At 66.8% G+C, this 6,915-nt stretch carries 5 protein-coding genes and 1 rRNA gene; all 6 read left to right on the top strand.

All coding sequences use genetic code 11. The annotated features are described in order from the left end of the window. The first annotated feature begins 182 nt into the window (after window positions 1-182). The 6 genes from rrf to recN all read left to right on the top strand — a co-directional run bounded on the left by rrf (window position 183) and on the right by recN (window position 6,880). Window positions 183-299 (top strand): 5S ribosomal RNA (gene rrf, locus GH2_RS20650). 839 nt (window positions 300-1,138) lie between these two features. Continuing rightward, window positions 1,139-2,920: an HAD-IIA family hydrolase gene (locus tag GH2_RS20645; RefSeq protein WP_084247671.1), complete on the top strand. Its 1,782-nt coding sequence runs from the start codon at window positions 1,139-1,141 to the stop codon at window positions 2,918-2,920. Window positions 2,921-2,932: 12 nt separating this feature from the next. Further along, on the top strand, window positions 2,933-3,205 hold the full coding sequence (locus tag GH2_RS20640; protein ID WP_066172402.1) for a hypothetical protein: 273 nt from the start codon (window positions 2,933-2,935) through the stop codon (window positions 3,203-3,205). Between the two features lie 39 nt (window positions 3,206-3,244). After that, window positions 3,245-4,147 (top strand): TlyA family RNA methyltransferase, encoded by a 903-nt coding sequence (locus GH2_RS20635; protein ID WP_066172435.1) that lies wholly within the window; start codon window positions 3,245-3,247, stop codon window positions 4,145-4,147. Window positions 4,148-4,161: 14 nt separating this feature from the next. Further along, window positions 4,162-5,130, top strand: coding sequence for an NAD kinase (locus GH2_RS20630; RefSeq protein ID WP_066172399.1), 969 nt, complete (start codon window positions 4,162-4,164; stop codon window positions 5,128-5,130). Window positions 5,131-5,137: 7 nt separating this feature from the next. Then, on the top strand, window positions 5,138-6,880 hold the full coding sequence (recN, locus tag GH2_RS20625) for a DNA repair protein RecN (protein WP_066172398.1): 1,743 nt from the start codon (window positions 5,138-5,140) through the stop codon (window positions 6,878-6,880). Window positions 6,881-6,915 lie beyond the last annotated feature (35 nt).

The following is a 6,915-nucleotide window of genomic DNA, read 5'->3' as shown; positions in this document are numbered from 1 at the left end:
GAATTTTTGTGGTGAGTCGAAATTATTGTGACGCACAGTAGAGCGCGTATCCACTATGTACTTCTGAAACAACACAGCTCCTGCGGAGGAGGTGGGGTGAACACTGAAATCGTTTTCGGTGTTTGCTTCTAGGAAACTGTTCGGTTTCGTCCTTCGTCGGAAAGCTCACAGTTTCATAGAGTTACGGCGGCTATAGCGGTGGGGAAACGCCCGGTCCCATTCCGAACCCGGAAGCTAAGCCCACCTGCGCCGATGGTACTGCACTGTAATGGGTGTGGGAGAGTAGGACACCGCCGAACACAACATTCCCGGGGAGCCCCCGACCGTCACGGTCGGGGGCTCCCCGCATTCCCCGGGCCGGCACCCCTACGGTGATCGAGTAACCCGTCCCGACGTGGATCGAGTAACCGCCCCTCTACGTTGATCAAGTGCCGCGTCCCACGTTGATCGAGTAGCAGCGTGCGAGCGGAGCGAGCAGGCAGCGTATCGAGATCGCCGCGAACACCCGACTGGACACGCGTGCGCACGAGCCCCAGCCCGCGGCGGTCTCGATTCTCGTCGACGCTCACTACGTTCGCGGCGTCGAACTCGACCAACGTAGAGGGAGGCGTCCCCTCGAACTCGACCAACGTATGGGGATGCGACTCCCTTACGTTGATCGAGTAGCTGCGTGGGAGCGGAGCGAGCAGGCTGCGTATCGAGATCGCCGCGGACGCCCGGCTGGATATGCGGGTGTTTCAGCCCCTGCCTGCGGCGGTCTCGATTCTCGTCGTCGCTCACTGCGTTCGCGGCGTCGAACTCGACCAACGTCCCGCACGTTGATCGAGTAGCTGCCTGGGAGCGGAGCGAGCAAGCTGCATATCGAGATCGCCGTACCGATGAACTGGGTACGCGTGGTCTGCAGCCCCTGCCCGCGGCGGTCTCGATTCTCGTCGTCGCTCACTACGTTCGCGGCGTCGAACTCGACCAACGTTGGGGGAGAGGCGGCGAACTCGACCAACGTAGGGGAAGGCGTCGAACTCGACCAACGTAAGGGCAGAGGCGACGAACTCGACCAACGTAGGGAGAGGCGACAGAGTCGACTGATTTGGGATCTCGAATTGGTATGTTCCGTGGTCGGCGAATAGATTAGAAGGTTATGAGCAGTACTGGTAACGGGCGGAATTCGGGCGGTAAGCGGAACGGGCGACGGGCCGCGGAGAAGCACGATTCGTCGGAACCGCGGATCTCCGACGAGGTGAAGGCTTCCGATCTCGATCCAGACGTCCGACGCGACCTCCAAGCTCTCGATAAGCAGACGGCCGACCGCGTCGCGCGGCATCTCGTCATGGCCTCCGACCTCTTGGAGGAGGCACCGGAACAGGCGTTGGCGCATGCTCGGGCAGCACGCGCTCGGGCAGCTCGAATCGCTGTCGTCCGAGAGACTGCGGGCATCGTCGCGTATTCGGTCGGCGAATGGCAAGAGGCCGTCACGGAGTTGCGGGCGGCACGACGGATGAGCGGCAGCGATGCATTGCTGCCGCTCATCGCCGACAGCGAACGCGGCTTGGGACATCCGGACCGCGCCGTCGAGATCGCTGACAGCGACGACGCTCGGAATCTGACCGGCGACACCCGGCTGGAGATGGTGATCGTCAAAGCGGGCGCTCTGCTGGACATGGGGGAAGCGGCAGACGCCGTCCGAGCCTTCGCAGCCGAAGATCTCACCCCCGGTAGAACCGGTACCGACGCCGCACGACTGTTCTTCGCCTATGCATCCACCCTCGAGGCCGTCGGCCGGCGGAACGACGCGATCACCTGGTTCCAGAATGCAGCGTCTGCCGACATCGACGATGAGACGGATGCCGAGTTCCGCCTGATGGATCTCCTGGATGGCGATGCGAGCGTCGACAACGAGGTGCAGCCCGAAGGTGCGGACGTTCCACTGCGCGACCAGTACGACGTTCTGCTGCTCGACCTGGACGGAACCCTGTACACCGGCACCAAGCCGGTGCCGGAGGCGATTGCCGCGGTGGCGGCGACGGACGGCACCGCCCTGTTCGTGACAAACAACGCCAGCCGCACGCCGTCTGAGGTGTGCGCGCATCTGACGGGGCTCGGATTCGAGGCGAGCGAAGACCAAGTCGTCACCAGTGCCCAGGTGGGCGCCGCACTGGTCGCCGAAGCAGTCGATCCCGGATCGAAAGTCCTCGTCGTCGGGTCGGAGGCGCTCCGTGCCGAGATCCGGTCGCAGGGCCTCACCGTCGTCGAATCCGCCGACGATGAGCCGGCTGCCGTGGTGCAGGGGCATTCCCCCGACACCGGGTGGGCACAACTGTCGGAGGGCGCGCTCGCCATCCGGCGGGGCGCGACCTGGATCGCGACCAACGTCGACACCACTCTGCCCACCGAACGCGGACTCCTGATCGGCAACGGATCGATGGTGGCGGCTGTTGCGTCGGCCACCGGAGCCACGCCTCGGGTCGCGGGCAAGCCCGCTGCCCCGATCATGCGGTCTGCGTTGGCGCGATCGAATGCGCAGCGCCCGTTGATGATCGGGGATCGTCTCGACACGGACATCGAAGGCGCCCATACCGTGGGCATCGACAGTCTGCTGGTGCTGAGCGGGGTGACGACCGGCGTGGAGTTGCTCGCCGCACGCCCCGAGGAACGGCCCACCTACATCGCGGCGGATCTCGGCGCACTCGCCGACCCGGCGTCGTCGTCGATGATCGGGCCGCGTCCCGAGTGGTACATCGAAGTGAACGCCCAACACGTCTCGGTGAGCTCGCGGGGTGACGGCGACGCAGTGGGACTGGCCGCGGCGCTGGCGAACGCGGTGTGGACCGCGGACGTGGGATCGTTCGATCTCCGGATCGCTGCGGAGGACGACGCGTCGGCCGCGGCGCTCGCTGAACTCGGCCTTTCCGCGCTGCGTTAGCCTTGAAGGGCTATGACCGACTCGTACACACCCCGTCCCACGCCGACGCCCGGTCCGACTCCGGCCACGCTGGCCGCTGACGCAGCGGTCCGTGCAGCCGGTCCCGGTGAGCCGGCAGACCATTCGTCCATCGTGGCCGCGGAGGACCTGCTGGTCGAAGCGAGCATGGTCCGAGAGGCGGCTGACGAACAGTTTGATCTCGGCGCACTGGCACGACAAGCAGAAGTGTTGACGCAAGCGCACGACCGGCTTTCGGCGGCGTTGGAAGACGCCGGACGTGGCTGAGGGCGGTTTCTGCGCCACGAGTCCAGAGAAGAGGCGATGATGGCGGCACGTGCACGGCTCGACGCCGAATTGGTACGACGCGGTCTGGCCCGTTCCCGCGAGCAGGCACGTGACCTCGTCGCAGCGGGCTCGGTCAAGGTGAACGGAACCGTCGCCTCGAAGGCGGCCACGAACGTCGCGAAGGACACGCCGATCCTGGTGATCGAAGAGGAGTCCGAGCACTGGGCGTCCCGGGGCGCGCATAAGCTGCTCGGGGCCCTGGAGGCATTCGAACCCCGAGGCGTCACCGTCGACGGCAAGCGGTGTCTCGACGCCGGCGCGTCGACCGGCGGCTTCACCGATGTGTTGCTCCGTCGTGGCGCGCGCGAGGTCGAGGCCGTCGACGTCGGATACGGTCAGTTGGTCTGGAAGCTGCAGTCGGACGATCGCGTGCACATCCACGACCGCACCAACGTCCGGCATCTGACACCGGAGGCGATCGGGGGGCCTGTGGACCTGATCGTCGGCGATCTCTCGTTCATCTCGCTGAAGCTGGTGCTCCCCGCACTGGCCGCGTGCCTGCGTCCGGGCGGCGATGCGCTGCCGATGGTCAAGCCACAGTTCGAGGTCGGCAAGGACCGTGTCGGCGCCGGCGGGGTGGTTCGGGACCCGACACTGCGCGCCGACGCCGTCGAGGCGGTCGCGGCGATGGCCGACACACTCGGTCTGACCACGCGTGATGTCGTCGCCAGCCCGCTGCCGGGGCCGTCGGGCAACGTCGAATTCTTCCTCTGGCTGCATCGATCCGGCGACACCGACCAGGTGGCGGCGGATCCGGGCGAGCAGACCTCGTCGACCGGCGATACCGTGGACACCGAAACCATGATCCGCTGGACCGATCCTGGAGAGGGACGACGCGTCCGCGCGTTGATCGATCGCGCCGTCGCTGACGGACCGCAGTAGGGAAGGGATCGTCGATGGACCAATCGAATGCTGCCCCGAACGGCCGGCGGACCTTTCTGGTCGTTGCACACACCGGTCGGGACGAGGTGACCAAGACACTGGTGGCGATCGCGCGACGATGCGGCGAGGCCGACATCGCGGTGCGCGTCGTCGATCACGACACCCGGCGTCCCGCACCCCCGTTCGTCCAGGCGCACCCCGTCGACCCGCAGATGCTGCGCGACACCGGCGCCGATGTGGAAGTGACCCACGCCGACTCCGTGTCGGCGCAGGGCTGCGAACTGGTCCTGGTGCTGGGCGGAGACGGTACGTTCCTGCGCGCGGCGGAACTGGCCTACCCGGCCGGAGTGCCGCTCATGGGCATCAACCTCGGGCACATCGGCTTCCTCGCCGAAGCCGAGGCGCACCGTATCGACGAGGTTCTCGATCGCCTCATCGGCGGCGAGTATCGAGTGGTCGACCGCATGGTCCTCGATGTGTCCGTTATCGACCCCGGCTCCGATGAGCCACGCTCGCGCGACTGGGTGCTCAACGAAGTCGTCATTCAGAACACCTCGCACAACGGAGTCCTGGAACTGGTGACCGAGGTCGACGGCCGGCCGGTCGCCGCTTACGGTGCCGACGGCATTCTGGTCGCGACACCGACCGGATCGACGGCGTACGCGTTCTCCGCCGGAGGGCCGGTGATGTGGCCCGACCTGGAGGCGATCCTGGTGGTGCCGAGCAACGCGCACGCCTTGTTCGCGAGGCCGATGGTGACCAGTCCGCGATCGCGCGTCGCCGTGGAGGTGTATCGCGAGGGCCGCGATGGGGTGGCCCTGTGCGACGGCCGTCGCATCATCGACGTTCCCGCCGGCTCCCGCGTCGAGGTGGTCCGCGCTCAGCGTTCCCTGCGGTGGGTCCGCATCGACTCGGAGCCGTTCGCCGATCGGTTGGTCACCAAGTTCTCGCTGCCGGTCACCGGTTGGCGCGGAAGGAGTTGAATCCCACTTGCTGGAAGAGCTGTCGATCCGCAGTCTCGGAGTCCTCGAATCCGCGAACGCCCAGTTCCACCCCGGGTTCACTGTTCTGACCGGTGAGACCGGCGCAGGCAAGACCATGATCGTCACCAGTCTCCGGCTGCTCTCGGGAGGCCGAGCGGACGCGGGACGGGTGCGCACTGGCGACGCCAAGGCCGTCGTCGAAGGACGGTTCCGACTGCCGGAGGAGCGGACGGCGATCGCCGAGGTCCTCGAGGATTCGGGCGCCGAGATCGATGACGACGAGACCTTGATCGCCGCGCGTACGGTGAACGCCGACGGCCGATCCCGCGCGCATCTCGGCGGACGTTCGGTTCCGGTCGGCACGCTGGCGCAGTTGACCGGCGAGCTCCTCGCCATTCACGGTCAGAACGACCAACTCCGATTGATTCGTCCGGAGCAGCAACGCGGGGCACTCGACCGTTACGCGGGAGCGGCGGCGGCGTCGACGTTGAAGAAGTACCGTGCCGCTCGAACGGAACTGGTCGAGGTTCTCGACGAACTCGACCGCCTCCGGGCCAACTCGCGTGACATCGCGATGGAGGCTGACCGGCTTCGGTTCGGCGTCGATGAGATCGACGCCGTCGCCCCAGAGCCCGGCGAGGACGTCGAGTTGATCGCCACGATTCGCCGGATGACCGACCTGGAAGACATCCGCCGGACCGCGCTGACGGCACAGGAGATCATCGCCGGGTCCGAGAACGCGTCCGTCGTCGACGGGCTGGGAACGGTGCGCTCGCTCCTGGAGTCGGCGTCGGACGACGCCTTGCGCGAACTGCAGCCACGGGTCGCCGAGGCGTTGACCGTCGTGACCGACCTCGGTGCCGAGCTGACTTCCTACCTCGGCGGACTGCCCGAGGACGCGGGAGATCTCGACGCGTTGCTGAATCGGCAGGCCGAACTGAAGTCGCTGACCCGGAAGTATGCCGCGGACATCGACGGTGTGCTCACGTGGCGCGAGGAGGCCAACGAGCGCCTGACACAGATCGAGGATCCGGAGGGCGCCGTCGAAGAGCTCGAAGTCGCAGCCAGCGCCGCACGCGAGAAGGTGGCGGCTCTCGGCGCCAAACTGCACGCGCAGCGCACCAAGTATGCCAAGAGCCTGGCAAGCAAGGTGTCCGCCGAACTGACCGGTCTCGCGATGGGCGGCAGCGCGCTCGCGGTGTCGGTCTCACTGCTGCCCGCAGACGACGAGCGACTCGCTGTCGAGATCGATGGAAAGCGCGCGCACGCAGGCGGCGACGGCGTGGACCGCGTGGAGTTCGGACTGGTTGCGCACAAGGGCGCCGCGCCGCTGCCGATCGCGAAATCCGCGTCGGGGGGTGAGCTCTCACGCGTCATGTTGGCATTGGAAGTGGTGCTCGCCGAACCGGATTCCGGTGGCGTGATGGTGTTCGACGAGGTGGACGCCGGCGTGGGCGGCGCAGCGGCCGTGCAGATCGGTGCACGCCTGGCACGGTTGGCGCGGCGGCATCAGGTGATCGTCGTGACGCATCTGCCGCAGGTGGCGGCGTTCGCCGACAATCACTTGGTGATCGGCAAGTCCGGGGGAGGCGAGCGCGGTCGACAGACCTCGACGCTGACGACCCTCGATCGCGACGAGCGTGTGGCGGAACTCGCGCGCATGCTCGCAGGCCTCGGTGATTCGGAGACCGGGCGTGCACACGCGGAGGAACTCCTGTCGACCGCGGAACGCACGCGCGCGGAGAACTGATCCGTACGGCGATCCTGTGTTGCAAATGTTACGAA

Source organism: Gordonia hydrophobica NBRC 16057, from assembly GCF_001592365.1.
Taxonomy (GTDB): domain Bacteria; phylum Actinomycetota; class Actinomycetes; order Mycobacteriales; family Mycobacteriaceae; genus Gordonia; species Gordonia hydrophobica.
This window is presented reverse-complemented; position numbering and strand designations above follow the sequence as displayed.